The 26075-nt window shown below is 61.3% G+C and carries 25 protein-coding genes; 6 read left to right on the top strand and 19 right to left on the bottom strand.

The genetic code is table 11. The annotated features are described in order from the left end of the window. The first annotated feature begins 267 nt into the window (after window positions 1–267). On the top strand, window positions 268–519 hold the full coding sequence (locus Q1V57_RS09240; protein WP_300529892.1) for a hypothetical protein: 252 nt from the start codon (window positions 268–270) through the stop codon (window positions 517–519). 8 nt (window positions 520–527) lie between these two features. On the opposite strand, the gene Q1V57_RS09235 is transcribed toward Q1V57_RS09240, so the two are convergent. After that, complete coding sequence (locus tag Q1V57_RS09235; RefSeq protein WP_300529890.1) at window positions 528–1520, bottom strand: WYL domain-containing protein; 993 nt, start codon at window positions 1518–1520, stop codon at window positions 528–530. Window positions 1521–1675: 155 nt separating this feature from the next. Between Q1V57_RS09235 and Q1V57_RS09230 the strand changes: the two genes are divergently transcribed. The 5 genes from Q1V57_RS09230 to Q1V57_RS09210 all read left to right on the top strand — a co-directional run bounded on the left by Q1V57_RS09230 (window position 1676) and on the right by Q1V57_RS09210 (window position 8208). After that, a complete protein-coding gene (locus tag Q1V57_RS09230) occupies window positions 1676–2467 on the top strand; it encodes a YihY/virulence factor BrkB family protein (RefSeq protein WP_300529889.1) in 792 nt (263 codons plus the stop codon). A gap of 86 nt (window positions 2468–2553) precedes the next feature. Further along, entirely contained in the window at window positions 2554–3258 is a 705-nt protein-coding gene (locus tag Q1V57_RS09225; protein ID WP_300529887.1) for a CoA transferase subunit A, read from the top strand. Further along, window positions 3259–3918 (top strand): CoA transferase subunit B, encoded by a 660-nt coding sequence (locus tag Q1V57_RS09220; RefSeq protein WP_300529885.1) that lies wholly within the window; start codon window positions 3259–3261, stop codon window positions 3916–3918. It begins immediately after the preceding gene. A 127-nt stretch (window positions 3919–4045) separates the two neighbouring features. After that, window positions 4046–7126, top strand: coding sequence for an efflux RND transporter permease subunit (locus Q1V57_RS09215; RefSeq protein WP_300529883.1), 3081 nt, complete (start codon window positions 4046–4048; stop codon window positions 7124–7126). 17 nt (window positions 7127–7143) lie between these two features. Beyond that, window positions 7144–8208 carry an efflux RND transporter periplasmic adaptor subunit gene (locus tag Q1V57_RS09210; RefSeq protein ID WP_300529881.1) on the top strand — a complete coding sequence of 355 codons (1065 nt, stop codon included), beginning with the start codon at window positions 7144–7146 and terminating at the stop codon, window positions 8206–8208. Here Q1V57_RS09210 and Q1V57_RS09205 read toward each other — a convergent pair. The 18 genes from Q1V57_RS09205 to Q1V57_RS09120 form a co-directional block, all read right to left on the bottom strand. Continuing rightward, window positions 8205–9590, bottom strand: coding sequence for an L-serine ammonia-lyase (locus tag Q1V57_RS09205; protein WP_300529879.1), 1386 nt, complete (start codon window positions 9588–9590; stop codon window positions 8205–8207). The two genes, Q1V57_RS09210 and Q1V57_RS09205, sit on opposite strands and share 4 nt — an antisense overlap. Before the next feature lie 17 nt (window positions 9591–9607). Further along, on the bottom strand, window positions 9608–9874 hold the full coding sequence (locus tag Q1V57_RS09200; RefSeq protein ID WP_300529877.1) for an Lrp/AsnC ligand binding domain-containing protein: 267 nt from the start codon (window positions 9872–9874) through the stop codon (window positions 9608–9610). Window positions 9875–9894: 20 nt separating this feature from the next. Further along, window positions 9895–11523 (bottom strand): AMP-binding protein, encoded by a 1629-nt coding sequence (locus Q1V57_RS09195; RefSeq protein WP_300529875.1) that lies wholly within the window; start codon window positions 11521–11523, stop codon window positions 9895–9897. 35 nt (window positions 11524–11558) lie between these two features. Further along, complete coding sequence (locus tag Q1V57_RS09190; protein ID WP_300529873.1) at window positions 11559–11951, bottom strand: RidA family protein; 393 nt, start codon at window positions 11949–11951, stop codon at window positions 11559–11561. Then, window positions 11948–12358: a thioesterase family protein gene (locus Q1V57_RS09185; RefSeq protein WP_300529871.1), complete on the bottom strand. Its 411-nt coding sequence runs from the start codon at window positions 12356–12358 to the stop codon at window positions 11948–11950. The genes Q1V57_RS09190 and Q1V57_RS09185 overlap by 4 nt, the downstream gene beginning before the upstream one ends. Further along, entirely contained in the window at window positions 12358–13527 is a 1170-nt protein-coding gene (locus tag Q1V57_RS09180; protein WP_300529869.1) for an acyl-CoA dehydrogenase family protein, read from the bottom strand. The genes Q1V57_RS09185 and Q1V57_RS09180 overlap by 1 nt, the downstream gene beginning before the upstream one ends. 3 nt (window positions 13528–13530) lie before the next feature. Next, complete coding sequence (locus tag Q1V57_RS09175; protein ID WP_300529867.1) at window positions 13531–14340, bottom strand: enoyl-CoA hydratase family protein; 810 nt, start codon at window positions 14338–14340, stop codon at window positions 13531–13533. Further along, window positions 14330–14812, bottom strand: coding sequence for a MarR family transcriptional regulator (locus Q1V57_RS09170; protein ID WP_300529865.1), 483 nt, complete (start codon window positions 14810–14812; stop codon window positions 14330–14332). The genes Q1V57_RS09175 and Q1V57_RS09170 overlap by 11 nt, the downstream gene beginning before the upstream one ends. Then, complete coding sequence (locus Q1V57_RS09165; protein ID WP_300529864.1) at window positions 14812–15570, bottom strand: SDR family oxidoreductase; 759 nt, start codon at window positions 15568–15570, stop codon at window positions 14812–14814. Before Q1V57_RS09165 ends, Q1V57_RS09170 begins: the two co-directional genes overlap by 1 nt. Next, window positions 15567–17843 carry a bifunctional salicylyl-CoA 5-hydroxylase/oxidoreductase gene (locus Q1V57_RS09160; RefSeq protein WP_300529862.1) on the bottom strand — a complete coding sequence of 759 codons (2277 nt, stop codon included), beginning with the start codon at window positions 17841–17843 and terminating at the stop codon, window positions 15567–15569. Before Q1V57_RS09160 ends, Q1V57_RS09165 begins: the two co-directional genes overlap by 4 nt. Before the next feature lie 74 nt (window positions 17844–17917). After that, complete coding sequence (locus tag Q1V57_RS09155; protein WP_300529861.1) at window positions 17918–19987, bottom strand: 3-hydroxyacyl-CoA dehydrogenase NAD-binding domain-containing protein; 2070 nt, start codon at window positions 19985–19987, stop codon at window positions 17918–17920. A 43-nt stretch (window positions 19988–20030) separates the two neighbouring features. After that, complete coding sequence (kynU, locus tag Q1V57_RS09150) at window positions 20031–21257, bottom strand: kynureninase (protein WP_300529859.1); 1227 nt, start codon at window positions 21255–21257, stop codon at window positions 20031–20033. Then, window positions 21247–21885, bottom strand: a complete 639-nt coding sequence (gene kynB / locus Q1V57_RS09145) for an arylformamidase (RefSeq protein ID WP_300529857.1) — start codon at window positions 21883–21885, stop codon at window positions 21247–21249. The genes kynU and kynB overlap by 11 nt, the downstream gene beginning before the upstream one ends. A 4-nt stretch (window positions 21886–21889) precedes the next feature. Then, complete coding sequence (kynA, locus tag Q1V57_RS09140) at window positions 21890–22738, bottom strand: tryptophan 2,3-dioxygenase (RefSeq protein ID WP_300529855.1); 849 nt, start codon at window positions 22736–22738, stop codon at window positions 21890–21892. Between the two features lie 107 nt (window positions 22739–22845). Next, the gene (locus Q1V57_RS09135; protein ID WP_300529853.1) at window positions 22846–23694 is read right to left on the bottom strand and encodes a sterol desaturase family protein; all 849 of its coding nucleotides are present in this window, start codon (window positions 23692–23694) and stop codon (window positions 22846–22848) included. Then, window positions 23691–24245 (bottom strand): TetR/AcrR family transcriptional regulator, encoded by a 555-nt coding sequence (locus Q1V57_RS09130; protein WP_300529852.1) that lies wholly within the window; start codon window positions 24243–24245, stop codon window positions 23691–23693. The genes Q1V57_RS09135 and Q1V57_RS09130 overlap by 4 nt, the downstream gene beginning before the upstream one ends. Before the next feature lie 93 nt (window positions 24246–24338). Then, window positions 24339–24749: a BLUF domain-containing protein gene (locus Q1V57_RS09125; protein ID WP_300529851.1), complete on the bottom strand. Its 411-nt coding sequence runs from the start codon at window positions 24747–24749 to the stop codon at window positions 24339–24341. A gap of 90 nt (window positions 24750–24839) precedes the next feature. Then, window positions 24840–25964: a M14-type cytosolic carboxypeptidase gene (locus tag Q1V57_RS09120; RefSeq protein ID WP_300529850.1), complete on the bottom strand. Its 1125-nt coding sequence runs from the start codon at window positions 25962–25964 to the stop codon at window positions 24840–24842. Window positions 25965–26075: the final 111 nt, after the last annotated feature.

Raw genomic sequence — 26075 nt, 5'->3', positions numbered from 1 at the left:
AAACCCCCAAGGGTATTGCGCTGAAAATCATGCCTTATTTCGTTCATTCATGTTGTTCATACACGGTTCAGGGCAGAATCGTCATTCTCACACTCGAGATCAGCGGCCCACACAGTCCCTCGCAGGTTTGCTGGTCTCATTATCGCACAGATAGCTGAAACGCCGGTCGCCCCCAACGACCGGCGTTTCTCTTGAATTTTGCGGGTGACCGAAAATGTCGCCCCCACGGGTCATATTGGTCTCAACACAAGTTGAGGAGATCACATCATGGCCATCGCAATCCAAGCCATCGTCAACGGTGCCGGCGGCGCCCAGCGCAATCTCGTTCCGCACAAGTTTCGCGACGGCTATTTCCGCATGCAGCATCCGACCGATGAACTCAGCTGCATTCATGTCGAGGATATGCGCTCTGTCTGCCGCTATCTGCATAAGGGCTATCACCTGGCCATGAGCCCCAAGGACGGTCACGCCATGCCGGCCTGGATGGCACCGGACGCCCTGCGCGTTGCGGTCCGCTAATCAGGCGATCAGGGCAAGCTCGGAAAATCGCTGCGCCGGTAGGGATTGACCAGCGCAGCGAGGGCGGGCGGTTCGAGCACTTCGACCTGATCGCCCCAGGCATATAAATGCCAGCACATTTCCAGGTGCCCGCTGGCTGTAAAACGCACAATCAGCGAACCATCGTCGCAGGTTTCCTGCACCTGTTCGGGATGAAATTCGAAGCGCGCGGCCTGTTGCGCCGCTGCGGGACTGAAACGCCAGACGGTTTCGACAAACTCAGCCTCGTTCTGAAACGCGCCGAATGAGCGCGCGGCATAAGCGGCGAGGTCGAAACTTTCATCGCGATCGAAAATCCGGTCTGTCACCCGGGCGCTGATGATATCCTCGATCCGGAAGTGGCGCAGACGGCCATCACTTTTGGCGGGGTCCTTGGCAACCAGATAGCGCCGCCCGCCGAGCAATACGCCATAGGGCTGCAAGCGGCGCTCGACAGCCACCTCATCGCGTCGGCCTTTATAGCGGATTACCAGTTCGCACGGTCCTTTGAGCGCTTCGGCGATCTCCACATCAATATCGCTATTGCTGACCGGCCGGGGCCCGGGGCGGGCAGCATGGCCCATGGCCTCGAGCAAGGCATCCTGGTCGGTTTCCAGTCCGACGCGCCGGCGCGAAGAGATCAGCAGCTTGATCGTATCTTGCAGCCCCTCAAGCTGACGCGCTTCCTGGACGAGACCGGATTTCTCCGCGCTGCGGGTTGCCAGCTCGAGTGCGGCGAGTTGATCGGCGGTGGGCGCGAAGAATTCGGCCGCCTTGGCCTGCGGCACGCGCCAGCGCTTGCGGCCCTCGTGATCGATATAGATCTCGGTGTCGGGAAATACGTCTTCCAGGGCCTGGCTCATGCGCTGTGCCGTCCGGCGGACGCATTCAAACTCACGTTCGATATCGTTGAGCGTGACGCCGATCCGGCCGCTGGCCATACGGGCCAATTGCAGCAATTGAGTCGCTTTGGAAAATGACATGGGCCTGAAAGTCCCCGTGCGTTCTGAGCCTTGTGGCCGTTTTTCGATATTTTAACCGAAGCGGCGTGTTGTGCGCCATCATGACAAACCCGTCCGCCCGGAAACAGCGCCGCCGCGCAGTTATCAGCGTTATTATCGCTGCCATCAGTCGATCGATGGCACGCGATGTGATGTTGTTCGCCGGTGGGGCATCGTTCTTCGGTATGCTGGCGCTGTTTCCGGCCATCGCCCTGGCGATGTCGGTCTATGGTGTCGTCTTTTCCATCGAGGATGCGGAGCGACAGCTTGCCCGGCTGGCGGAAATCATGCCGTCGGCTGCGCAGGATTTCATGCTCGGTCAGCTCTCCCGGTTGGCTGATGCTCCCATTACAGTGCTTTCGGTTCAGGGCGCGATTGCCCTGGCTATCGCCTTGTTCGCCGCTGCCCGTGGGGTAAAGGCGCTGATCGCCGGGCTCAATCATCTCGCGGAAGACCGCGACATCCGCAATGTCATCCATTTCAACATCATTGCCATGTTCGGTGTGTTGATCGGCGGGATTTTGCTGACTGCAGCCAATCTGGCGGTGCTGTTCATTCCGGTAATCGCGCGACAGGTGACCGACTGGCTTGGAATTGAAGGCCTGGATTTCGGTCTGGTGATCAATGAATGGACCGCTGCCGGGCTGAGCATGTTCCTCGCCCTGGAACTGCTTTACCGACTGACCATGCGCCGGCGTGAACAGGCGGTCAGCTGGAAGGCCTCAACCACCGCAGCGCTTGTTGCGACGTTGCTCTGGCTCGGTCTTTCGAAGGGTTTTTCTGCCTATATCGATGAAGTGATCGATTTTAGCGTCTATGGCTCACTTGGCGCACTTGTGGTCTTCCTCCTGTGGATTTATTGGTCCGCCTATGCCGTGTTCTTCGGCGGAGCTTTGGCCATAGAAATCGACGGCCGGTCCTCCTCCTGAAGTCCGTCGGCATGCTGTAATGACTGGTGTGGATCGCGTCTGCGGTCTAAACATGAACCGATCATCAACTTTTGACCGAGGTCCGCATGAATAAGGTTTATCCGGACGCCAAGTCTGCTTTGGACGGGCTGGTGTTTGACGGCATGACGCTGATGGCCGGGGGCTTTGGCCTCTGTGGCATCCCGGAGAATTCGATCGCTGCGCTGCATGAGCTGGGCGTCAAGGATCTGACCGTGATCTCGAATAATTGCGGCGTCGACGGGTTCGGCCTCGGCATTCTTCTCGATGCCAAGCAAATCAAGAAAATGGTCTCTTCCTATGTCGGCGAGAACAAGGAGTTCGAGCGCCAGTATCTGGAAGGCGAGCTGGAGCTGGAATTCAATCCGCAGGGCACGCTGGCCGAGCGTATTCGTGCCGGCGGCGCCGGTATCCCGGGCTTCTTCACCAAGACCGGGGTCGGCACGCTGATCGCCGAGGGTAAAGAGCACCGCGAGTTCGACGGCGAGACCTACATCATGGAAACCGGGCTGACGGCGGATGTTTCGATCGTCAAAGCCTGGAAGGCCGACCCGCAGGGTAATCTGGTTTTCCGCAAGACCGCCCGTAACTTCAATCCGATGATGGCGACCGCCGGCAAGGTGACCATTGCCGAGGTTGAGGAAATCGTTGAACTGGGCAGCCTCGACCCGGACGAAATCCACACGCCGGGGATTTTCGTTCAGCGCCTGGTCCAGGGCAATTTTGAAAAGCGCATCGAACAGCGCACGATCCGTCAGCGGGAGGACGCGTAAATGGCTTGGACTCGCGATGAAATGGCGGCTCGTGCCGCGCAGGAGCTGGAAGACGGTTTCTACGTCAATCTCGGTCTTGGCATTCCGACCCTGGTGGCCAACTACATTCCGGAGGGCGTCGACGTCACGCTGCAATCGGAGAACGGCATGCTCGGCATGGGGCCGTTTCCCTATGATGATGAGGTTGATGCCGACCTGATCAATGCCGGCAAGCAAACCATCACTGAGCTGCGCCGTACGAGCTATTTCTCCTCCGCCGACAGTTTCGCCATGATCCGCGGCGGCCATATCGACCTGTCGATCCTGGGTGCGATGGAGATTTCCGAAACCGGGGATATCGCCAACTGGATGATCCCGGGCAAGCTGGTCAAAGGCATGGGCGGGGCGATGGATCTCGTCGCCGGCGTCAAACGCGTTGTCGTGATCATGGATCACGCCAATAAGCGCGGGGAGCCGAAACTGCTCAAGGAATGCACCCTGCCGCTGACCGGCAAGCGCTGCGTCCATCGCATCATCACCACGCTTGGCGTGTTCGACGTCAAGGATGATCATCTTGAGCTGATCGAACTGGCTCCGGGTGTGAGCCTGGACGAGGTCGCGGAAAAGACCGAAGCCAAGTACGCCGTTTCCGACACGCTGATCGAACACGAAGCGGCCTAGGCAAAAACTCGCGTTTGCGTTGTATGACTTGCGTTTAAGGCGGTTCACAGAGCTGTGAGCCGCCTTAGCAAGGTTTAATCCCATTGCCCTTGTGGGGTGATATGAGAGGCGTGCGAGGGAGACTCACATGCCGCTCACACGTCTGTCACTGAACAACCCGTCTGCCGTTTTCGTCGGCATTGCACTCATCGTATTGATGGGGCTGGTCGCGTTCACGCGTCTGCCGATCCAGCTGTTTCCCGATACCGAGCGGCCGCAGGTCAATATCTCGACATTCTGGCGCTCCGCTTCCCCGCAGGAAATGGAGTCCGAGATCATCGAGCCGCAGGAACAGGCTCTGGCCGGTCTGCCGGGGCTGGAAGAAATGCGGGTGTTTGTGGGTGAGGGCAGTGCCTTCATCAATCTGACCTTTTCCATTGAAACCGACATGACGCAAACGGCGATCGAGATCGGTAACCGGCTCAGCCAGGTGCCGCCTTTGCCGCGTGATGCAGTCGGCCCCAATCTGGGCGGCTTTGGCGGCGACGCCCAGCAAAGCCTGATCTGGTTCTTTCTCCAGGCGTTGCCCGGCAACCCCAATGAGATCCACGACTATTCCAGCTTCGTTGAGGATGTCATCGTACCGCGGCTGGAAGGCATACCCGGTGTGGCCTCAGTGGCGGTTGGCTGGGGTCGCCGGCCGGAAGAGCTGCAGATTACCATCGACCCATATCGCGCCGCCGCCCTCGGGGTGACCTTGCCGCAGATCTCGGCTGCTATTGCCAATAATTCCGATGTGTCCGGCGGCAATGCCGATATTGGCCGTCGATCCTATCAATTGCGGTTTGAAGGTGAGTTCGAGCCGGAAGAAATGGGTGACCTGGTCATCGTCTGGCGCGATGGCAGCCCGGTCCGCCTGCGCGACCTTGCAACGGTCGAAGTGGCCTTTGGTGAGCGCAATGACTTCACCTACCAGAACGGCAACCCGGCGATGGGCATTGAAGTGCGCCGGGCCCAGGGCGCCAATGTCCTCGCCGCCCTGGACGCCGTGAAAGCGGAGGTCGCCGAGATCAACGAAACCCTGCTGGCCGAACGCCATCTGGTCATGGCGCCGTCCTTTGATGCCTCGGTCTTCATCATGCGGGCGATCAATCTGCTGCGGACCAATCTCCTGATCGGTATTGCTCTGGCCGTGGTCGGGCTCTGGCTCTTCCTGCGCCGTCCCCGGGCAACCCTGATTGTCTCGCTGACCATTCCGATCTGTCTGCTTTCAACCCTGATTGTGCTGTTCCTGTTCGGCCGGACACTGAATGTGATCTCCATCGCCGGCCTGGCCTTTGCCACGGGCATGGTGATGGATGCGGCGATTGTCGTGGTGGAGAACATCATCCGAAGGCGGGAGGAGGGCGAGGATCCCGATACCGCCTCGGAACAGGGCGCCGGCCAGGTCTGGGGGGCATTGCTGGCCTCGACGATCACCACGGTCGCGATCTTCCTGCCATTGATCTTTGTCCGCGATGTGGAAGGCCAGTTGTTTGCCGACCTGGCCATTACCATCGCCGTCGGGGTCGGCGTATCGATGATCGTTGCCGTCACCATCCTGCCCGTCGCCGCGAAATACCTGATCCGTGACCGCAAACAGCTAACCGCGCAGCCGATGATGTCCGCAGTCGCAGAGAGCATCCTCAAGCTCACCGATCGCCGTTCGATCCGGCTCGGCCTGATCGGTGGCCTGATTGCCGTTCCCATGGGGCTCACCTGGGCCATGCTGCCGGACATGGACTATCTGCCACCGGTCAAGCGCGATGCCGTCGATGCCTTCTGGATATTCCCGCCGGGCACCTCTCTTGACTGGATCGAAACCGAAGTGGCCCAGCGCGTAGTCGAGCGGCTTGAGCCTTATATGTCGGGCGAACAGGAACCGGCTCTGCGTAACTACTATTTCGGCACCTTCCCCGGCGGTGGCGGGGCCACAGCCGGTATTCGCGTGGCGGACCAGTCCCGGGTCGGTGAGCTGGAAGAGATCGTCCGCAATGAGATTATCGGCGACATACCCGATGTGGTGTTTTCCAATGCCCAGCAGGGCGATCTCTTTGGCGGGTTTGCCCAAGGCGGTAATATCCAGATCAATGTCCAGTCGGCGGATGCCGAGGCGCGCACCCGGGCGGTGTTGACCGGTCTGCAGATCCTGCGCGAACGCTTTCCCGGGGTGAATGTCAACGCCAACCCGCCGCCGCAGGCAAGCCAGCCACGCCTGACCATGGTGCCCAATGACCGGCGTATCCAGGAAGCCGGCTGGGCCCGGCGCAATGTCGCCGGCATGATCGCCATGCTCGGGGATGGCCAGTTCATCGGTGAGTATTTCGATGGCGACAGCCGCATGAACACGATTGTCCGTACGGAAGGCTGGTCGACCCCGGATGAGCTGGAGGGCCTGCCCATCGTCACGCCGACCGGCGCCGTGGTGCCGCTCGGAGATCTCGTCAGCATCCGCGAAGGCGTGGGTATTGGTGGCATCCAGCGGCTCGACCGGCGGCGCACCATCACCATCAATATCAACCAGCCCGAGGACATTACGCTCGAGGAAATCCTCGACATTGTGCAAAACGAGGTCGCACCGGCGATCGAGGCGCAATTGCCTCCTGACGGTTCGATCACCTATGGCGGCAGCGCTGACAGCCTGGAGCGCGCCAAGCGTACCATGCTCAGCAATATCGGCATGGCGCTCGTAGTGTTGTTCCTCATTCTGGCCGGCCTGTTCCGCTCCCTGCGCGATGCCGGCCTGGTTCTGGTGTCGATCCCGCTGGCTGGGGTTGGCGGCGTTATAATGCTGCAGATCCTGAACCTGTTTATATCGGTGCCGCTGGATTTGCTGACCATGATGGGGTTCTTCATCCTGCTGGGACTGGTGATCAACAATGCCATCCTGCTCGTTGATCAGACCCGTCAGGGTGAGCGGCGCGGTCTGGCCCGGCGCGATGCGGTCGATCAGGCCCTGCGCATGCGCTTGCGGCCCATTTTCATGAGCACGCTGACCAGTCTTCTGGGCATGCTGCCGCTCTTGCTGTTCCCGGGCGTTGGCAGTGCGATTTATCGCGGCCTCGCTGCAGCCATTGTCGGTGGCATGAGCGTCTCGCTCATTTTCACCCTGTTACTTATCCCGGCCTTGTTGCGTCTGGGCGAGAGCCGGCAGAGCTTGCGCCAGCCCTCTGCTCAGCCCGCTGAGTGATCCGGAGGAGATGATCCATGATCCGTCAAACCACTATCATCACCATCTTCGCCGGGTTGATCGCCCTGACCGGGCCGGATAGCGCCAGGGCGCAGAACGGGCCGCCGCCGGCAACAGTGCGTGTGGCAGAAATCGATGCCCGGCTGATGTCCCGCACGATCACGTCTCCCGCCAGTGTGATCTCCCGCAATGACGCGCACATATCTGCGGAGACGACCGGTCGCATAACCCAGATTGCCGAGCCCGGCGACGTCCTCGAGAGCGGCGAAGTCATCGCTCAGATCGATGACCGGCAGGCCCGGATCCAGCTTGAAGAGGCCCGGGCGCGCCTGTCCCGCGCCAGCGCCAACGCGGCCTATCAGAACGCCGAGGCGGAGCGTTTCACCCAACTGGCAGCCAATGGAACGGTTCCGCCGACGCGTCTGCGCGAGGCCGAACTTGCGCGTGACATGGCCGCGTCGGACTTGCGCGAAGCCCGCTCAGCGGTGGCGCGCGCCGAGCTCGAGCTGGATCGCACTCAGATCCGCGCGCCGTTCACCGGGCGGGTGGTCGAGCGTCTGATCGAGGTCGGCGAACTGTCATCGCCGGGTCGTGAAGTGCTGCGTTTCGTGGATGTCTCGCGCAAGGAAGCGGTTGCGCAGGCGCCGGTCTCGATCGCGCCCTATCTCAGCGTCGGCCAGGAGGTCACCCTGACTGGCAGTGATGATCAGGCGATCAGTGCCCCGATCCGCGCCATCGTCCCGGTTGGCGACCGTGTGTCGCGAACCTTCGAAGTGCGGATTGATCTGGCCGGGTCGGACTGGATTGTCGGTTCTGCAGCGCGCGCTGTCTTCCCGGCGGAAAACCCGCGCACGCAGCTGACCGTTCCCTATGATGCGGTGATCCTGCGGGCCAATGGCAGCCATGTTTTCATCGTCGACGCTGATGATATCGCCCGCCAGGTGAGCGTTGAGCCCGGTGTACGCGAGGGCGGTTTCATCGCCATTGAGGGCGATGTCGAGGCCGGTCAGACGGTCGTTATCTCCGGCGCCGAGACATTAAGCGATGGCCGGCCGGTGCAGATACAGGGCGAGGATGCCTAGCACTCCACTACATTGACCGCGAGGCCGCCCTGGCTGGTTTCCTTGTACTTTTCCATCATGTCGAGACCGGTCTGGCGCATGGTCTCGATGACTTGGTCGAGTGACACTTTCATATCGGCGGAGGTCGCGCGCAGGGCGAGACGCGCGGCGTCGATGGCCTTGATTGCGCCGATCGCATTGCGCTCGATACAGGGGATTTGAACCAGCCCGCCAACCGGGTCACAGGTCAGACCGAGATTGTGTTCCATGCCGATCTCGGCGGCGTCTTCGATCTGGTGATTGTTGGCGCCCATGGCCGCTGCCAGTGCCCCCGCGGCCATCGAGCAGGCCACGCCGACCTCGCCCTGGCAGCCGGCTTCAGCCCCGGAAATCGAGGCGTTCTTCTTGTACAGGGATCCGATCGCTGCAGCGGTCAGGAAGAAGCGCTGCAGGGCCTCTTCATCATCCGGGTCGCGATGATAACGGTCGAAATAGCGCGCCACGGCAGGGATGATCCCCGCGGCACCGTTGGTCGGCGCTGTGACGACACGGCCACCGGCAGCGTTTTCCTCATTCACCGCCATGGCCCAAAGATTGATCCAGTCCATCGCCGCAAGCGGGTCTTCCTCGGCGGACACGGGATTGTCCTTGATATCCTTGTACATCTGCGGCGCACGTCGCTTGACCTGAAGTCCGCCCGGGAGGATCCCGTCCTGGGAAAGACCGCGATCGATACAGTCTTCCATCGTGCGCCAGAGGCCTTCAATTCCGGCCCGGATTGTGTCCTCCGGCAGGAAAGCACGCTCATTGGCCAACATGATCCGGTGGATTGAGAGCCCCGTCTTCTCCCCGATCTCCAGCAGTTCTGCCGCCGAGTTGAACGGGTAGGGTTCTCCCTCCTTCACATCCGCAGCGGAATTGCGTCCGGCTTCATGCTCATCGATGACAAAACCGCCACCGATTGAGTACCAGATCTCTTCCAGGATGACGCTTTCACCCCTCCCGATAGCGATGAATTTCATCGCGTTGGAATGGAAGGGAAGACGTACCTCTCCGCGAAAATCGAGGTGCTTCTTCTCGTCGAATTCAATCACCTCACCATTGGCGAGGTGCAGGGTTTTCTCGCTGCGGATGCGAGAGAGCCTGGCCTCGATCGTGTCCGGATCAATCTGGGCGGGGTCGTGACCTTCAAGGCCCAACAGGACAGCGGTATTCGTGCCGTGGCCCAGACCGGTCAGGGCGAGGGAGCCATAGAGCTCGCACTGCAGGCGGATGATTTCGCCCTTGCCCGAGCGTTCAAGCGCCCGGTCCACGAAGCGCTTGCCGGCTTTCATCGGGCCGACGGTATGTGAGCTGGACGGCCCGATACCGGTCTTGAACAGGTCGAAAACGCCAAAATGCATGGAAGTCGGTGTCCGCCTTAGCCTTCGCCGAGCCCGCGGTCGCGGGTGAAAGCGTTGAAGCAGATAATCGTCTGAGTGTCCTTGATACCGGAAATGGTCTGGACCTTTTGATTCACAAACCGGCCTATGTCCTCGTCATCGCTGAGAGAAAAGTGAGCAAGCAGGTCAAAGGCGCCGGAGATCGAGTGCACCATGGGCGCTTCATCAAGGTCATCGACCAGAGAGGCTGCGACATCATAGGTGCGGCCGAGCTCGCATTTGATAAAGACGTAGAATTGGCGCATGTCGCACTCCTTTAGCCGGATCAGTCCTGCAGACTTATCGTTTCCCGGCGCAGTTTGAAACGCTGAATCTTACCCGTCTGAGTCTTGGGCAAAGCGTCGATAAACTCGATGTCGCGCGGATATTTATAGGGCGCAATCATCGACTTCACATGGGTTTGCAGCGCGGTCACCAGATCGGTCGTTGCCTTGCGTCCCTCGGCCAGGACGATAAAGGCTTTGACGATGGCGCCGCGTTCTGCGTCAGGAACGCCGATGACCGCGGCTTCGCTCACAGCGTCATGGCTTAGCAGCGCTTCTTCCACTTCCGGTCCGGCGATATTGTATCCGGAGGAGACGATCAGGTCGTCGGCGCGAGAGACATACCAGTAATAGCCGTCTTCATCGCAGCGATAGAGATCGCCGGTCAGGTTCCAGCCGTCCTGCACGTAAACCCCCTGGCGCTCATCATCGAGATAAAGGCATCCGGTCGGGCCTTGCAGGGCGAGGCGGCCGATCTCGCCCTGCGAAACCGGTTTGCCGGCCGTGTCGATCAGGCAGGCGCGATATCCGGGGACCGCCTGTCCGGTTGCCCCGGGGCGGATGGCTGCGCCGGCGGCAGAGATGAAGATGTGGATCATCTCCGTGGCTCCAATACCGTCGATCAGGCGCAAACCCGTGCGTTCATGGAAGGCGTTGGACGTGGCTTCAGGCAGGTGTTCCCCCGCCGAGACGGCTTTGCGCAGCGAAGTGAGATCATAATCACCCCAGAGCACCATCATCGCGCGGTAACCGGTCGGGGCGGTGAATACGGTGGTGGCCTTGCACGCCTCAATGGTCTCGCACAAAGCCTCGAAACCGGGGCGCTCCGGCAGGGCCACGGTCAGACCGAAACGGGCGGGAAACACGAGGAAAGCCCCCAGCCCGAAGGTGAAGGCAAGCGGCGGGGTGCCGGTATAGATCTCGTCTTGTTCGGGCTCCAGCGTGTACCTGGCGAATGTATCTGCCATGGCCAGGATGGCGGAGTGAAAATGGGCGCAGGCTTTGGGTTCGCCCGTCGTACCGGACGTGCAGGCCAGCAGGGCGATGTCATCGCGTGCCGTGTCTGCATTGGTGAATGATCGGGACAAACCGGGCAGGGCATTCTCGAGATCTCCGCCTTCGCCCCAGGCGGATATCCGGTTCAGCTTGCCGGTCTCCGACGCAGCCTCTTCGACCACGCCTTTCAGCCGGCTATCGCAAAGCGCGAACTCAACCTCGGCCTTACGGGTGATCTTGCTCAGCTCGGCGGCCCGCAGCATCGGCATGGTCGTCACCGCGACGGCGCCGCACTTGATGACCGCGAACCATGCCGCCGACAGTTCGATAGAGTTGAAGCCGTGCAGCAGAACCCGGTTGCCCGGTACCACCCCCATCACTCCGGTGAGATAGTTGGCAATCCGGTTGGCTTGATCCAGCAGGGCCCTATAGCTGATCTGGCGCGTCGGCGTAATGATCGCCGGTTTGTCGCCAAACCCCTTCCTGACGGCGGCGTCGAGCAGTTCCGCGCCTGCATTGAGGCGGTCCGGATAGTTCAGCTCTGGCAGGTCAAAACGGAAAACTGGCCAGTGCTCCGCCGGCGGGAGATGATCCCGCGTGAAACTGTCTGTGTGGCCGCTTTCGATCATCGTCATGACATCCTCCCCGATGGCTGCGACGAAGCGATGGTTCAATGCGGTATGACCGCTGTGGTCTCAATTTCGACCTTGGCCCGGTCTTCGATCAGGGCGCTGACCTCAACGAAGGCCATGACCGGATAGTGCGGTCCGATCAGCTGCTTCCAGATCGCACCGATGGCGCGCAGGGAGCCGAGATACTCAGCCTTGTCGGTCACAAATCCGGTCATACGCACAATGTGTTCCGGCTCGGCCCCGGCTTCCGCAAGCACCGCCAGCGTGTTGCGCAGGACCTGTTCGAACTGCTCAGAAAAATCGTCGGACACCAGGTGTTCGTTTTCATCCCAACCGATTTGACCGGCGGTGAAGACCAGTTTGCCCTCCGCCACGATGCCGTTGGAATAGCCCTTCGGGCGGGGCCAGTTCGGGGGCTGCAAGCGCTTCATGACTGACCTCGCTGGTAGGCTTCGATTTTCTGGCGTAGAGCGTCGGGAATGCGAACCGGACGGGTCGCCTCAAGCTTGACGAAGACCAGCACTGGCCTGGCGATCAGGCGGATCTCATCCTTGCAGCGGGCGGTGATCGCGGCCTGAATTGAACTGCCGCCCATGGCCGTCACGTCGAGGGTGAAATCGAGCCAGTCATCAAGCTCGCTGGGACGCTTGAAGTCGACTTCTATCGTGGCCAGCGGCACGCCATAGCCATCGCGCCGGATCATCTGCCCGAAGCCATAGCCGATGTGCTCGAACCAGTCCTCGACCGTCGCATTGATCATTTCGAAATAGCGCGGATAGAAGACGATCCCGGCCGGGTCGACATCGGCAAAGCGGATCTGGCGGCGTGAAACGAACACTATCGCGCCCCCGCCAAATGCTGACGGGCTATGACCAGCTTTTGCACCTCCGAGGCGCCTTCATAAATGCGCAATGCGCGCACTTCCCGGTACAGGGCTTCGGGGACCGATCCCTTGGTCACCCCCAGACCGCCAAAAATCTGAACCGCTTTGTCGATACCGTGCTGGGCTGTCTCCGTGGCGTGGAGCTTGGCCATGGCAGCTTCACGGGTAATCCGTGCCGCGCCGCTATCCTTGGCCCATCCGGCCCGGTAGATCAAAAGCGCGCTGGTATCGATATCGAGCGCCATTTCCGCCAGCTGGGTCTGGACGCCTGGCAGGTCCGCGAGGCTGGACCCGAACAGCTCACGCGTCTGGGCTCGTCTGGTCGCCTCGTCGAGCGCGCGGCGGGCAAAGCCCAGCGAGGCGGCCCCGACGGTAGACCGGAAGACATCCAGCGTCGCCATGGCAATCTTGAAACCCTGACCGCGTTCACCGATGAGCCGGTCAGCGGGGATCCGCATTTTGTTAAAGCGCAAACGGGCCAGAGGATGGGGTGCAATCGTGTCGATGCGCTCAACCACGTCCAGTCCAGGGTCATTGGCTTCAATGATAAAGGCGGAGAGGCCGCGGGCGCCGGGAACGTCCTCGCTGCGGGCAAACAGGACGTAGAGATCGGCGATACCGCCGTTGGAGATATAGGTTTTCTCGCCCTCAATGACCCAGTCCCCGCCTTCAAGCCGTGCCTGCGTGGCGATGGCGGCGACATCGGATCCCGCCTCCGGTTCGGTTAGTGCAAAGGCGGCGCACAGATCGCCGCTTCCGACCCCGGGCAGGTAGCGTGCTTTCTGCTCGGGCGCGCCGAACAGGCTGATCGCCCCTGAGCCCAGGCCCTGCATGGCGAAAACGAAATCTGCCAGCCCGGACCGGTAGGCCAGGGTTTCGCGGATGAGGCATAGCGAGCGGACATCGAGCTGATTGTGGTGGCCGCCAAATTCCTCGGGAATACAATAACGTGTCAGACCCTGGGCGCCGAGCTGACGGCGGATGTCGGCGCATTCCTCGTCAATATCGCCATGATGCTCAAACCCGGTTTCACCGAACGTGTCGGCAGCAAAGGAACGCACCTGCTCCGCCAGGCTGCGGTGATCCGGGGTAAAAAACGGCCAGTTGAGGAAGCTGCTGTCCATGGTCTAATCGCCCTCAAACACAGGTTTTTCCTTGGCCACAAAGGCCTGATAGGCGCGCTCGAAATCGCGGGTCTGCATGCAGATGGCCTGGGCCTGGGCTTCAGCTTCGATGGCGGCATCGAGGCTCATATCCCACTCCATATTGAGCTGGTTCTTGGTCATGGCATTGGCGAAATTGGGCCCGGACCGGATGCGTTTCGCCCATGTTTTTGCGTGATCGTGGAGCGCTTCGGGTGCCACCACGGCGTTGAAAAAGCCCCAATCATGTCCTTCCTGTGCGCTCATCGAGCGGCCGAAAAACAATAATTCGGAGGCGCGCCCCTGACCGATAATGCGCGGGAGAATGGCGCACGCGCCCATATCGCAACCGGCCAGGCCGACACGGTTGAACAGGAAGGCGGTCTTGGCTTGCGGCGTGGCGATACGCAGATCCGACGCCATCGCCATGATCGCGCCGGCACCAACGCAGACGCCGTCAATGGCGGCGATGATCGGTTGCGGGCAGGCCCGCATGGCTTTGACCAGATCGCCGGTCATGCGCGTGAAGTCGAGCAATTGCGGCATGTCCATTTCGACCAGCGGGCCGATAATGTCGTGCACATCACCACCGGAGGAAAAATTGCCGCCGGCTCCGCTGAGGATGATCGCCTTGACCTCACGGCAATAGACCAGGTCGCGATAAAGATCGCGCAGCTCGGCATAGCTCTCGAAGGTGAGCGGGTTTTTGCGATCGGGCCGGTTCAGGGTGATGGTGGCAATCCCGTCGTCGAAGGACCACAGGAAGTGTTCCGGCTTGTAGGTCTCAGCTTGCATCGGGTGTTCGGTCCTCAGTCGGATTCATGTGCCGGCGCAGAGCGCCAAGATCGTCTCGTAATCGGTGCGTCAGCTCCGGGTCTGCGGCGCCGATGAACTCGTTCAGCCACGACGCATGGGCGCTGGCCATTTCGTCAAAATCCCGCTGTCCCTTGGCGGTCAGCTCGATAATCATGATGCGGCGATCGTCAGGATCGGCGGTGCGGGTCACCAGGCCGTCATCGACAAGGCGCGAGATCAGCCCGGTGACATTGCCATTGCTGACCAACAAGCGACGGGAAAGGGCGCCCATCGTCATCGGCTTGTCCTCGCGGACCAGCGCGGCCAGCAGGTCAAAGCGGGCCAGGCTGACCCCGAATTCCTGGGTCAGGCGGGAGCGGATGCGCTGCTCGATCAGGCCGGCTGTCTGGTAGATTTGCAGCCAGAGCCGGACCGCTTCGCGATCGCCGGTATGAGCAGCCGCCTCCGGCATCAGATGGCGCCGCCTGACACCATGATCGCCTGCCCGGACACCGAGGCCGACAATGGCGAGCACAACCAGCTCACAGCCTCGGCGACCTCTTCCGGCGCGATCAGGCGGCCCTGGGGATTATTCTTGGTCAGCTCGGCCAACGCCTCGTCGCGGGAGCGGCCGGTCTTGGCCATGATATTGGCGACGGAGTTGTCCACGATGGCGGTGTCGACATAGCCCGGGCAGATCGCGTTCACCGTCAGCTGGGTGTGGGCGTATTCCAGCGACAAGGACTTGGTCAGCCCGACGACCGCATGCTTGGACGCCACATAGGGGCTGATATAGGCGCCGCCACGCAGCCCCGCGATGGAGGCGATATTGACGATGCGGGCAAAGTCCGACTTGCGCATATCGTCGATCACGGCGAGCGAGCAGCGCACCAGGCCTTCAACATTCACCGCCTGGATGCGGCGCCATTCCTCCATGCTCGTCTTATGAAAGGCCGAGGCCGCAGCGATCCCCGCATTATTGATCAAGATGTCCACTGGCCCGCCGGCCTGGGCGCTCTTGAAGGCGTCCGCGACACTGGCATCATCGGTCACATCGAGCTGGATCGCACTGGCGCCTTCAATCTCGGCCGCCGCCGCCTGCAACCGGTCCAGATTGCGGGCCATAAGAATGACCTCGGCCCCGTGCTGGGCGAGATCACGGGCGCAGGCGAGGCCGATCCCGGTACCCCCACCGGTAATGACGGCCCGACGGCCTTGCAGCATGGTCATGCCTTCAGCTCCATTTGCTGGGCGCGCTGAAGATTGCGCGCGAGTTGGTCAAACCCCGCCTCGTATTGCGGCGGGATACGCACACCGCGATAGCCGAGCTCGGCGGCGGCGCGCAGGGTCCAGTTCGGATCGGCCAGGTGCGGACGGGCAAGGGCCACGAGATCGGCCCGGCCGGCGGCGAGAATGGAATTGACGTGGTCCGGTTCGAAAATATTTCCTACCGCCATGGTCGCGCAGCCGGTGTGGTTGCGGATTTGGTCGGAAAACGGCGTCTGGAACATGCGGCCATAAACGGGCCGGGCGCGCGGGCTGGTCTGGCCGGCGGAGACATCGATGAGATCGGCCCCGGCCTCGTTGAAGGCCTGCGCGATCCGTACACTGTCCTCACCGGTCAGGCCGTCATCGCCAAGCCAATCGGTGGCTGAAATCCGCACCGCCATGGGTTTGTCGGCCGGCCATATTGCCCGCATCGCTTCAAACACTTCCAGCGGATAGGTGAGGCGGGCGTTGAGGTCGCCGCCATATTCATCATCGCGCTGATTGGAGACCGGCGTCAGGAAGCTCGACAGCAGATAGCCGTGGGCACAATGCAGCTCCACCATGTCGAACCCGGCCGCAATGGCGCGTTCGGTCGCGGCGACAAAATCGGCTTTGACCGCATCCATATCGGCCCGGCTCATCTCCGCGGGGATCTGGTTGGCAGCGTCCCAGGCGAGGGGAGATGGACCGATTATGGGCCAATTGCCGTCCTCAAGCGGCATGTCATAGCCTTCCCAGCCCACCTTGGTGGAGCCTTTGCGGCCGGCATGGGAGAGCTGGATCGCCATTTTCGCATCGGAATTAGCGTGCGCGAAATCGGTGATCTCCCGCCAGGCCGCGACATGATCGTCATTATAGAGCCCGGCACAGCCCGGCGTGATGCGTCCGTCGCGGCTGACATCGGTCATTTCCGTATAGACCAGCCCGGCACCGCCCATCGCCCGGGCACCATAATGTATCTTGTGGAAAGCGCCGGGAAGACCATCTTCGGCCGAATACATGCACATGGGCGAGACAACGACGCGGTTTTCCAGCCGCATGTCGCGCATTTCAAACGGGGCGAACATTGGCGGGCGGGCGCGCTCCTGGCCGCAGAACCAGCGCTCGACATCGTCCAGCCAATCCGGATCGCGCTGGCGCAGATTTTCATGGCTGATGCGCTGCGACCGGGTCAGCAGCGAATAGGCAAATTGTTTCGGTTCAAAGCCGAGATAGCGATCGAGGTTTTCAAACCATTCGGTGGAATTGCGCGCGGCGCTTTGCAGTTTGAGAACCTCGACCTTGCGCGCTTCCTGATAGTCCTCAAGGCCTTGTTGAACCGGCTTGTCCGTGGCGGTCAGGACTTCTGCCAGCATGATGGCATCTTCGAAGGCCAGCTTGGTGCCGGACCCGATGGAAAAGTGTGCGGTGTGGGCGGCATCGCCCAGCAGGACCACATTCTCATGCACCCAGGTCTCGCACAGCACCCGGGGAAAATTGAGCCAGGCCGATCCGCGCAAGTGCCGCGCATTGGACATCAGGTCGTGGCCGTCCAGCCAATCGGCGAACAGAGCCTCGCAGGCGCGGCAGGTTTCGTCCTGGTCCATCCCGGCAAAGCCCAGCTTGTCCCAGGTTTCCGGCGCGCACTCGACAATAAAAGTCGAGGTGTCGTCATCAAACCGGTAGGCGTGGGCCCAGACCCAGCCATGTTCGGTCTCGGTGAAAATGAAGGTGAAGGCCTCGAAGACCTTGTTCGTGCCGAGCCAGACAAATTTATTGGTACGCGTTTCGATGTCTGGCTTGAAAGTGTCGCTGAAAGCCGTACGGATCTTCGAGTTGAGCCCATCGGAGGCCACGATCATGTCGGCATCGGAAAAGCGGGAGAGGTCGGTGTCGATCTCGGTCTCGAAATTCAGCCCGACACCGAGCTGCCGCGCCCGGTCCTGCAGGATGTTGAGCAGGTGTTTGCGGCCGATCCCGCAAAACCCGTGACCACCGGAGCGCTCGGCTGTGCCCTTGAAATGAACCTCGATATCGTCCCAGTGGGCGAGGCTGTCACCGATGGCCTTGGCGCTGACCGGGTCGTTGCCGGCCAGGTTTTCCATGGTCTGATCGGAAAAGACCACGCCCCAGCCAAATGTGTCGCCGGGCCGGTTGCGCTCATAGACATCAATCTCGCAATCGGGATCGCGAAGCTTCATCGAAATCGCGAAGTAGAGGCCGGCCGGGCCGCCGCCGAGGCACGCTATCTTCATGGCCATCCTCCCGCTATTATTTTAGACTTAAACTAATTGGGCGCGACGAGGCAAGGCCTGTTCTAGGGGGGCTTTTACTCCGGAGTGTAAGTGCCCAATCGGCCGCCGTTCTCAGCCAGTGTTTGCAGCAGGGGTGCCGGTGTCCACCATCGCGGATTGGACTGGCCGAAGGCTTCGATCCGCGCCAGCACATGATCCAGTCCGATCTCGTCGGCATAGCAGAACGGGCCGCCGCGATAGCGCGGGAAGCCATAGCCGTTGGCATAGACGACATCGACATCACTGCCACGCTGGGCGATGCCTTCGCCAAGCAGCTGGGCGCCTTCATTGATCAGGGCGAAAATACACCGTTCGACGATTTCCTCGGCGCTGATCGAGCGCGGCGTGACCTGCGCTTCGGCGCGGACTTGTTCGATGATCTCGTCAGCGAGGGGATTGGGCGATGCGGCCCGCGTTTCAGGGTCGTAGGTGTAAAAACCCGAGCCGGTTTTTTGTCCCTTGCAGCCGGCTTCCACCAGCCGGTCGTGCACCCGTGATGCGCGTTCCTCGAACAGGGCCGGGTCGAGTTTCTTGCGGTTCATATAGCCTATATCCAGCCCGGCCATGTCGCCCATGGCAAACGGGCCCATCGGCATGCCGAAATCGAGCAGGGCCTTGTCGATCTCCTGCGGTGAGGCTCCTTCTAGCAGCAACAGACCGGCTTCGCGGCCATAGCCGCTGAGCATGCGGTTGCCGATAAAGCCGTGACAGACACCGGACACCACGCCCACCTTGCGCATCCGCTTGGCCAGAGCGAGGGCCGTGGTCAGGGCTTCGTCGCTTGTTTGCGCGCCACGCACGATCTCCAGCAAGCGCATGATGTGTGCCGGGCTGAAGAAGTGCAGGCCGAGCACGCGTTCGGGGTTGGAGATGCTGGCGGCCAGCGCGTCTATGTCGAGGTAGGAAGTGTTGGAAGCGATCAGGGCATCAGGCCGCGCAACGGCATCGATCTTGGCCAGCACCTCATTCTTGACATCCATGTCCTCGAACACGGCTTCAATGATCAGGTCGCAGCTCGCATAACCGGACCAGTCCTCAAGCACGCTCAGGCGCTTGTGCCGATCGTCCGCTTCTGCCGGTGAGATCCGGCCCTTCTTGGCGTCGCCCTTGATGATGCCGTCAATCCGCCCGCGGCCATTGGCCAGCGCGTCGGGATTCGCGTCAAACAAGGCCACAGTGTAACCGCCCGCGAGCGCCGAGGCGGCAATGCCTACGCCCATCGTACCAGCTCCGACCACGCCGATCGTGTTGATGGTCTTGGGCTCGGCATGAACCGGGCTGGCCAGCTTGCCGGACAGGCGTTCGGCGAAGAAAAGATGGCGCATCGCCCGGGACTGAGCGCCGCCGACGAGACCGCTGAACAGTTCGCGTTCCTTGGCGAGGCCTTCGTCGAAGGGAAGAGCCGTGGCCGCCTCGACCGCCTCGAGAATGGCCTGAGGCGCGTTCTGGCCGCGCTGGCGCTTTGCGGCATGGCTTTTCCAGCGCTCAAACACTGTCTCGTCCATATCCGGTGCCGGCATGTCGCGGACGCGACGCTTGGCAAGGTCACCGCGGTGGGAGAAGGCGAGGGCATCAGCGAGCAGGTCATTCTGGCAGATCATGTCGGCGAGGCCCTTCTCAACCGCCAGTCGGGCCGGGATCGGCTTGCCGCTCAAAGCCAGCTGCAGGGCAATATCCAGACCGCCCAGGCGCGGCGTCCGCTGCGTCCCTCCGGCGCCCGGAATGAGACCGAGATTGACCTCGGGCAGGCCCACCTTGGCCTTGGCCTCCATAACCCGGAAATCACAACTCAGCGCGACTTCAAAGCCACCACCCAGGGCCTGGCCGTGAATGGCGGCGATCACGGGGATCGGGCAGTCTTCGATAGCGGCGAGCACGTCCGGCAGTGACGGCGCTTGCGGTGGCTTGCCGAACTCGGAGATGTCCGCCCCGGAAAAGAAGGTGCGGCCGGCACAGATAATAATGGCAGCGCGCATGCCGTCGCGCGCGGTTGCGAGGGCCTCGACGAGGCCGGCCCGCACAGCGTGAGACAGCGCATTGACGGGCGGATGGTTGACCGTGATGACAAGGCAATCGTCGCGAAGGTCTGTGGTCACAGGAAGCACGGGAAACTCCTTTTCAGGTCACGGCTGGTCAGGTCACGATAGATCAGGTTACAGCAGCACGAACGGCATATTGCGGGGCCGTCCAGCTGTCCTGGTCCATGATGTCAGCCAAGATGTCGACCGCATCGGCGACATCACGATAGCGGGTGTAGAGCGGGGTGAAGCCGAAGCGCAAAATGTCCGGTGCCCGGAAATCACCAATCACGCCGCGATCAATCAGCGCCTGCATGATGGCATAGCCCTGATCGTGGGCGATCGAGACCTGGCTTCCCCGCGCTCTGCAATCCCGCGGGGTGACCAGCTCGAACTGAGGACAGCGCGCTTCGATCAGCGCGATGAAGAGGTCGCCCAGCGCCTGCGACTTGGCCCGGATGGCTTGCATGTCGGCTTCGAGCATGAGGTCGAGCCCGCTCTCCAGAGCTGCCATACCGAGAATGCCCGGCGTGCCGCACTGGAAACGGTCAATCCCGGTGCCCGGCTCATAATGATCTGAAAAGGCAAAGGGGGCTTTGTGGCCGAGCCAGCCGGACAGGGCCGGGAAGACCTTGTCATGATGGCGCGCGGCCGCGAACAGGAAGGCCGGGGCGCCGGGCCCGCCATTGAGATATTTATAGCCGCAGCCGACGGCGAAATCGGCATTGCAGCCATTGAGGTCCACGGGCAGGGCGCCGGCCGAGTGGGACAGGTCCCAGATCACCGGAATGCCCGCCGCCTGGGCCTTGGCCGTGAGCGCGGCCATGTCGTGCAAGCGCCCGGTCTTGTAGTGGGTGTGGGTCAGCAGGAGCGCGGCGACCGTTTCATCAAGATGAGCGGCTATGGTCTCGCTGGCGACGAGCTTTTGCTCCACGCGACCGGAGGTGAGATGCGCCAAGCCTTCCATCATATAGGCGTCGGTCGGGAAATTTCCGGTTTCCGAGAGGATTATCGACCGCTCAGGTGTCAATTGAAGACAGGCGCTCAGTGCCTTGAAGACATTCACTGAAGTGGAATCGGCGCAGATCACTTCGCCGGGATTGGCCCCGATCAACCGGGCGATCTTGTCACCGAGCCGGCGCGGTGCGCCGATCCAGTTATGGGTATTCCAGGACCGGATCAGGTCTGCGCCCCACTGTTCCTGCACCACGGCCGCAACCCGCTCAGCGGTGGCCTTGGGCAGGGCGCCGAGTGAATTGCCATCGAGATAGATCACGCCTTCGGGCAGATCAAAACGCTCCCGGAAACCGGCAAGCGGATCATTGCGATCGAGATCGGCAATCTGGTCAGGCGTCATCGGGCAGGTCTCTCAAAATCGCGCGGACCGGTGAAGCATCCGCATCGGCAATCGGCAGGGGCAGGGCAATGAGTTCGAAACGGCCATCCGGCACGCCGTCCAACACCAGCCCTTCCAGGATACGCATATCATGGCGCCGCACCGCATGGTGGGCGTCGAGGGTTTTCGAGGTTTCAGGATCGAGCGAGGCGGCATCGGTGCCGATCAGCAAACAGCCCTGGCGCCCCAAGGCCTCAATCAGTTCCGGTGAAATGGCGCGAAAATCACTGTCCCAGGCGGTATGCGGGAATTCCTTATAGGTCCGGATGAGAACCCGTTTGGCGCCCTTGAGTGCATCAAGGTCGACATCCTCAGGCCGGACGGCCGGGCCGCTCCCTTTGGCCGTGACCAGCACGCAGGGGCCCAGATAGGGCGCCAGATCGACGCCGGCGATATCGCTGCCGGCCTTGTGGTAATGCTCCGGAGCGTCGGCATGGCTGCCGGAGTGGGTCGACAGGGTCAGACGCGAGACCTTGACCGGGCAATCCGGCCCGATGACCCAGCTGTCCTCGCGCACAAAGGCCGTATCGCCGGGCCAGACGGGAAGTCCGGCATGCAGGGTCTGGGTGATGTCGTAGATCCGGCTCATCGGGTCAGAGCGCGGTACGCACGGTCCACAGCTCCGGGAAGAAGTGCAGATCGAGGGCCTTGACCAGATAGGCGACGCCGGAGGTGCCGCCGGTGCCGCGGCGATAGCCGATAATGCGCTCAACCGTTTTCATGTGGTTGAACCGCCATTGCTGGAATTTGTGCTCGAGATCGACGAGTTTCTCGCCCAGCTCATAGGCTTCCCAATGGGTCTCGCTGTCCTCATAGATCAACCGCCAGGTCGTCTCGACCTCGCTGCTGGGCTTGTAGGATTGACGCCAGTCCCGGTCGAGACGGTCGGCCGGCACGGCGTAGCCCTTGCGGGCGAGGAAGGCGAGCGTCTCATCCCAGATGCTCGGGCTCTCCAGGGCCGCATTGACCATGTCGAAGGCCACCGGATTGTGCCGGTGCACCTTCGCCATGGCCGCGTTCTTATTGCCGAGCCGGTATTCCAGGCTGCGATACTGGTAGGACTGGAAGCCGGAGCTCTGGCCAAGATCGTCGCGGAAGGCGAGATAATCGCTCGGCGTCATGGTTGCGAGCACATCCCAGGCCTTGATCAGCTGTTCCTGGACGCGCGAAACGCGGGAGAACATTTTCAGCGCCGGGCCCACCTCGTCGCGGGCAATTTGCGCCGATGCGCCTTCGATCTCATGCAACATCAGCTTCATCCACAGCTCGGCGACCTGGTGGATGATGATGAAGAGCATTTCGTCATGCTCCTCGGTCAGCGGGTTTTGGCTGTCCAGGACGCGGTCGAGGCCGAGATAGCGGCCATAGGACATCGCCTTGTCGAAATCCCAGTGAATATCTTCGTCAGATACGTCGACCTGGGTCATCTGCTGATCGGTCATGGCGCTCATCCCCTTCGCCCCCGCACTTGGAATCGGCAGGGTGTTTGTCAGCCGGACGGTGACACAGCCATCGCCCGTCGCCGGGCGCAGGTCAATGGCGTTCGCTGTCAGGCGTCGGGAGAGGCACCCGGCCGGCCAAACATGATCCGCCAGCGCGCACTGGCGCTCTTGGCCTGGCCGAGATCATTGAAAAAGCGAGGCAGTTCGGAAAACCAGACGGCCAGCGGATTAACGCTGTCGAAATCGCGCGCGAGCCCGTAGCGCGGCGTTTCCTCCTCGCGCTGATAAGTGCCGAACAGGCGGTCCCAGATGATCAGGATGCCGCCGTAATTCTTGTCCAGATACTTCTCGTCACAACCATGATGCACACGGTGATTGGCAGGCGTGTTGAGAACACCGTCAAGCGGACCCAGCTTGCCGATCAACTCGGTATGGATCCAGACTTGGTAGGCCTGCACAATGATAATGCTGGCAAAGACCAGTTCGGCCGGGAAGCCGATCAGGATCATCGGGAAGTGGAAGAGGGCAGAGGTCACAGTCTCCAGCGGACCAAAGCGCACACTGACCAGGATGTTCATGAAACGCGAGGAATGATGCACCGCGTGCTGGGTCCATAACAGACGCACTTCATGGGCAAAGCGGTGTTCCCAGTAATAGACGAAATCGGCGACGATCAGGGTGATGATGGCCAGCGTCCAGCTGAACTCGAAACGCCAGCTGATCCAGGTCTCGCTGACCAGTACGAAGCCGATATAGACCCAGACCATCAGGAATATCTCGATCAAGAGATAGGGCAGCTGGGTCGAGACGCTGGCGATCATGTCGAGCAGGCTTTTGCCCGAGAGCGAGCGATTGAACGCGCCTTTGAGCAGCTCAATCACCAGGATCGCGGCGCCGATGATGAAGAAGGCATCATCAAACTGGGTGCCCAGGCTTTCGATTGCATCAGGGCTCATGCGTCCGCCTTCGGGTTGAGGGTGAAGGTTTTCCAGGCCAGGGCGCTGGCCTGATCAGGCGTCAGCTCCTGCTCCTGCACCGCCTCCCAGGCGGCGATCAGCAGCGCATCAAAGCTGCGGGCATACCAAGACACCGGGATGGCGGCCGAAAGCCCGCCCTCTGAGACGGCCGCCTTGAGCATGTCCGACAACGCTTCAGCCTGGCGCTGGTACTCTGCCTCAATCTCCTTACCGGTGGCGGTTTCGCTTAAAAGGAAACCATACTGGGTGCCCAGAGGAACCAGGGTTTGCAGGGTCAGCTTCAGCGCGTCGGTATGGCTCTGCGCGTTTTCCAAAGCCGCTTCGACGGCCGCATCCATCTCGTGCAGGGCCGCCAAGGCCAGGCAGCGAACGAGGTCATCGCGGCCGGAGAAATGCCGGTGCAGTGTGGCGCGGCCGACGCCGGCCTTGCGGGCAATATCATTGAGGCTGGCGGCTGGATCTGCCGCGAGCACCGCAAAGCCTGCGGTGATGATGGCATCGCGGGAGGAAGGACGTACGAAATCATTCATGAGACAATTATGTCTCAAAAGATAGCAGGGAGTCCAGCTCTTTCTTGGCCGCCCACGCACCTGGCCGGTATCGGGCCCGCCGCATTGAGGGGGTTAATCGCCGAGCAAATTCCCCTCGGCGAGCACATGCAGCAATGAAGCGCTGCTCATATTCGACGGTATCAGCTTGTCTTGGCCGGAATACTTCAGGACGAGTGAGCGATTGTCCGCCGTGTCGGCAAAATACGCCATGCGCCATTGGTGGAAGAGGCGCGCATCGACCATCTCGCAGGAGACGATCTCGATACTGTGATGGCGCGGATCCTTGGCGATGCGGTGGTAGGTTTCGCTCACCACCTGGCGGCCGCCTTCAAGGACCTGGACGAAATAGGTGCCATCGAACCAGAGCGCGCCCGTGATATTGGACCGGCCGTTATAATCGCGAGCGCTATAGAGCAATTGCTCGATATCAAGATCGACCTCGGCATTGCGTTCGCTACAGTAAAGCAGGCGTGTAAGATACATGCAGCCATATCCTCCTGAGCGAAAACGGTGACGCGCTTCGCAAGGGGGCGCAAGGCCGGTATTCAAATATACGCGAGGTTGTCTCGGGGCTCAGATCGCGTCGAGAACCGCCAGCATCGCATCGAGATTTGCGGCTCCCAGCTTGCGGCACCGATCCGGCGACCAGCCGTGCAGCGGATCGGGCAGATCGGCATTATCCTTGAACGGCATTTCCAGCGTCATCGCCAGGCAGCGGAACTCATTGACCATATAGTTGGTGCAGATGGACAGATCGGCGCTGCCCGGGGCATCGACCTCATACCCATGTGTCGTCTGGAAATCCGGACTGATCGCCTCCAGCGCCGATTTGTAGGCATCCAGCATGGCGCCGTCTGCCTCGGTAAAGTTCGGCGCGCCTTCGCCGCCGGCGATGAAGTTATAGGGCAGGCCTTCATCGCCATGCACATCGAGGTGAAGGTCGACCCCGGTCCGGCGGATGGCCTCGAGCACGTAGAAAACTTCCGGCGAGTTTTCCGGTGTCGCCTTGTCCCATTCGCGGTTGAGATTGACGCCTTTGGCGTTGGTGCGCAGGTGACCGCGGCGGGAGCCGTCCGGGTTCATATTAGGCACGACGTGGAAAGTGACCGCTTCGCGCAGCCGGCGGGCGACAGGGTCCGCATCATCAAGCAGGCGGGTCAGGAAGCCTTCCACCCACCATTCGGCCATGCTTTCCCCAGGATGCTGACGCGCGGTGATCCAGATCGACTTGTCGCCGTCTCCAATGGTGAGACAATCAAGGCTCTGGCCATCCAATGTATCGCCGAGCACGTCCAATCGCGCGGCGGGGTGAGTTTGCGCCCAGGCGATCAAGTCCTGGTGACGCTCCATGGAGTAGGGCGCGAAATAGGCATACCAGACGGTGTCGAGTTCCGGTTCGTGGTCGATAATCAGAACGCCGTCCTCATAGCGGGTTTCAACCCGGAACCAGGTTTCACGGTCATAGCTGGCGCAGGCCTGATAATCGGTCCAACCATCAAGATAGGCCGCCTCTGCGGCATTGATGATGCGCATCGACAAGGCCGTATCGCGGGCGCCGGACACCCGGAAATGGAACCATTGGAAGAAATCCGAGCGGTGATCGCGCCGGATCTCCAGCGAAATCGCCTGCGGGTCGGAGGCATCCTTGACGATGATATTGCCACTATCGAAACGGTCGGTGATGGAAAGCGTCGTCATGTGATCCCCGGTAAAAGCAGCTGCAATTCGGCGCTGCGGTAGCATGAACCCGTCAGTGGTGCCACTGCGCGAGGTCATTCCTGATCAGGCCTTTAGTGGACCCGGTCCGGG

The sequence above is a fragment of the Maricaulis sp. genome (assembly GCF_030149425.1).
Lineage (GTDB): Bacteria > Pseudomonadota > Alphaproteobacteria > Caulobacterales > Maricaulaceae > Maricaulis.
This window is presented reverse-complemented; position numbering and strand designations above follow the sequence as displayed.